We start from the raw sequence: 3,612 nt of genomic DNA, 5'->3' as shown, positions 1-3,612 counted from the left end.
GGGCTACCCGGACGAGCCAGGTAGTGGACACGTCCGTGCCGGGCTCCTGCGCCATCCAGTGTGTGAAGAGGTGCTGGTACCAGCCGGGCGCAGTGACACCGGCCCCATAGCCGCTGCGCAAGCTGAGCCGGTCCGAGGTCCATGGCACCCAAGTCACCGCGACCTTGGCCTTGGGCAGCCCGGCCAGCACCTTGTTGTCGGCAGAGACCGGGGGAAAGCCTGAGGGCACGAGGGCAGGCGCATGGTACGCACCACACACCACGGCGATCCGCCCATGCCCTTCGCGAATGGCGGCACGCAGCAGGCGGCGCATCGCCGCTTCCCGACGGTTGTTCTCCATAACGTCGGGATGGCTGCTGGGCCTGTCGTCGGCCGCCCGGATCTCCGCGATGGCCTCGGTCAACGCCGCGAACCGCTCGACGGGGTCTGTATTCGGTTGCTCGATGGCGTCCTCCCACCACCGCTCCGGATCGGTGTAGCCGGCGGCGCCGGCCAGCATCCCAATCGCATCGGGGCGGTACGGCTGCTGCATCGGGGCGGGAGGTTCGGCGCCATCCACGGGGGGATCGCCGTCGTCGATGGCTGTTGTTGGCCCGTCCGGCGCGGGAGCCATGCGGAGGGCGAAGGTGTGCGCCGCGGGCAGGTCGATCGCCCGCACCTGGGTGCCGGTGGAAAGCGCCCAGCCAAACGCCACCCACTCCGGCGAGAAGCTCGCCATCGGGTAAAAGGAAGCGAGCCGAGGCTCATCGGCTGCGTAGATCAGCCCGGCGATGGGCGGCGTCATCTGCGGATCGGACAGCAGCGGAATCACCTGGTCAAGTTCCGGGGGACCTTCAACCAGCACCAGATCCGGCCGGAGGGATGCCAGCGCCTCGGCGACCGAATGCGCCGAACCGGGGCCGTGATGCCGGATCCCCAGGACGTAGACGTCTGTCATCGGTCAGTTCGATGATTCGAGGTCGCGGCAGGCCCGGTACAGGTCCTTCCACTCCGGCCTGTTCCGGACGACGGTTTCCAGGTACTCCTGCCAGATCACACGGTCCTGGACGGGGTCTTTGACCACTGCGCCCACCAGGCTGGCCGCCACATCCGGGGCCCGGACGGTGCCGTCACCGAAGTGGGCGGCGAGGGAGAGCCCGTTCGTCATCACCGAGATGGCCTCTGCCGTCGACAGGGTCGCTGAGGGCGATTTGATTGTTGTGCGCTGGTCCTGCGTTACTCCGGCGCGCAGTTCCCGCATGACGGTGACCACCCGCCGGACTTCGGAGAGAGCTCCCAGATCAGCCGGAAGCTCCAGGGCAGTGCCCAGGCTGCGGACGCGGGTGGTGACGATCTCGATCTCCTGCTCGATGCTGTCCGGGAGCGGCAGCACCACGGTGTTGAAGCGGCGGCGCAATGCCGACGACAGATCGTTGACGCCCTTGTCCCGGTTGTTGGCCGTCGCGATGATGTTGAAGCCCTTGCGGGCCTGGACCTCTGCATTGAGTTCGGGGATCGGCAGGGTCTTCTCGCTGAGGATCGTGATCAGCGAGTCCTGCACGTCGGACGGGATCCTGGTCAGTTCCTCCACCCGTACCAGGCTCCCTGCCTCCATCGCGCGCATCACCGGTCCCGGGACCAGGGCCGCCCGGGACGGGCCGTCCGAGAGCAGCCGGGCATAGTTCCAGCCGTACCGCAGTGCCTCTTCCGGCGTGCCTGCGGTGCCCTGCACCACGAGGGTAGAGGCTCCCGAAATGGCCGCGGCCAGGTGCTCTCCCAGCCAGGTTTTCGCGGTGCCCGGCAGGCCAAGCAACAGCAGCGCGCGGTCTGTGGCAAGCGATGCGACGGCGATTTCGACCAGCCGCGCGGAACCCAGGTATTTTGGTGTGATCTGTACGCCGTTCGGCAGGGTGCCCCCGAGGATATAGGTGGTCACCGCCCACGGAGACAGCTGCCAACTGGGCGGCCGGTGCCGGTCGTCAACAGCCGTCAACGCGCTGAGCTCCTCAGCGTAGGCGTTTTCGGCATGGGCGCGGAGGACATCGGGGGCGGTCGGGGCGTCGTTCATTGAAAAGCCTCCGTCAGGGATTGTCGGAATGATTGGTATTGAACGGCATCACGAAGCACGCGGCGCCGGGCGGCGTCTGCGTCTGGATGCTCAAGCAGGCGCYGGGCTTGTTCGGCGGCCTCGGGCGGCAGCGCCGCAGGCAGGGTGTCGGCGAGCATGGTTGCCAGCTGGCCGCCGTTCTTGGCGTTGATCTGCTCAAGCACGGCTTCAGCCAGGGGGCGTCCCCATGGTCTTGGCATGTCGCGCAGCGGTTGAACGAGTGTCCAGGGGTTTGCCGTGCCGCCGCGCAGGTGCCGGACGAGCGTGTCCTCGCGCTCGGCGGCGGGCAGGCAATTCAGCAGCCGCAGGTCCGTGCGGACGTCGAGCAGCGCACGCACCCAGTCAAGGTCGGCCCGCAGCGCAGCGGTGGTGACGATCGTTTCGAGGGCGCGGGGTTCGCCCTTCAGCAGCGCCACGCTCGCCGCTGGCGTACGGCCGGCCGCCGTCGTCCAAACATCGAGGGGGGCACCCCTGATGATGGCGTCGAGCCGGCCCAGCCGGTCGGGTTCACCACTGCGTGGGGCCGGCGCGATCCCGTCGCGCAGTCCTGCCGCGTCCGGCTCAGGCGGGAGGTCGATCTCGAATTGCTTGCGCAACAATCCTTTGAAGCGAAGCAGCGGCCGCAGCCTGGCAGCCATGCGGACCGCGCGGGCGCTCTCAGGGAGCCGGTCCAGTAGGGCGGCGGCTACCTCCCGCACGCTCTTTGCGGTGTCGTCAAGGGCCCGCTCCAGCAACTCCTCGTCATCTGCCCGCAGGTTCGCGGCCAGGGTGGCCAGATGGGCGGCGCGCTCCCGGGCACCGAGCGTATCCCAATGCGTGACCAGCAGCTCGCGGGCGGCGGCCGGATTACTACGGCGACGCCGTTCCAGTTCCGTCGTGGCGTCAGCACTGTTCAACTCTGCCCAGTCGGTCGTCATCGCCGGACGCGGATCGGCGCCCCCGGCCGTTAGGTCCTGAAGCCAGCGGCCCCGGGTTCCGATCGCAGGATGTAAATGCTCCGCCACGCTGGATTTTGCCTCTGCCAACATCAGCAGGCTGGGCAGCAGCCGGTGCGGAACACGCCGTCCGGAAGCCTCGGCAAGCAGCAGCCAATCGACCACCAGCAGGCTTCGGAGTTCCAGCCCGACGGGCGGCTGGGTGAGCAGCAGGTCCAGCAGGCGGCAGGCCTCGCCCGGGGCCTCGGGCGCATCGTCCGGTGGGGCCGGACGAGGGACATCTGGAGCGTCCATAGAAGTGGAAGGCCGGGCAGCGCGGGTGACTGCATCGGCCATGGCTGCTTGGTCCAGCAGTGACTCCTCGCCGGAGACGCCATCCGGCGGGCGGACACCCAATTCCACAGGCGGAAACGGGGCCGGGTGGCGCGCGGTGCCAACGAGTGCCGCCGTTTGAAGCTCGGCCAGCCAAGTCATGGGGTTACCACCGCTCCACCGACGACTGCGGACAGAGGCCGGAAGCGGCCCTCCTCCAGTTCGCCGAACAGGTCCACAGGGTGGCCGCCGGTCAGGGCCAACAGGGAATCCAGGGGC

The 3,612-nt window shown here is 68.5% G+C and carries 3 protein-coding genes; all 3 read right to left on the bottom strand.

Annotated features, from left to right (window positions below; genetic code table 11):
* Positions 1–937, bottom strand: a 937-nt coding sequence (locus AC1D1S_RS20125) for a DUF5682 family protein (protein ID WP_476995323.1), incomplete at its 3' end; no start/stop codon positions are given.
* Positions 938–940: 3 nt separating this feature from the next.
* Positions 941–2,047: an ATP-binding protein gene (locus AC1D1S_RS20120; protein ID WP_028276622.1), complete on the bottom strand. Its 1,107-nt coding sequence runs from the start codon at positions 2,045–2,047 to the stop codon at positions 941–943.
* Positions 2,044–3,495: a DUF5691 domain-containing protein gene (locus AC1D1S_RS20115; protein WP_476995322.1), complete on the bottom strand. Its 1,452-nt coding sequence runs from the start codon at positions 3,493–3,495 to the stop codon at positions 2,044–2,046. Before AC1D1S_RS20115 ends, AC1D1S_RS20120 begins: the two co-directional genes overlap by 4 nt.
* Positions 3,496–3,612 lie beyond the last annotated feature (117 nt).

The organism is Arthrobacter sp. P1_A5, from assembly GCF_056406825.1.
The sequence above is the reverse complement of the archived record's forward strand: the minus strand, read 5'-3'. Positions and strand labels throughout refer to the sequence as shown.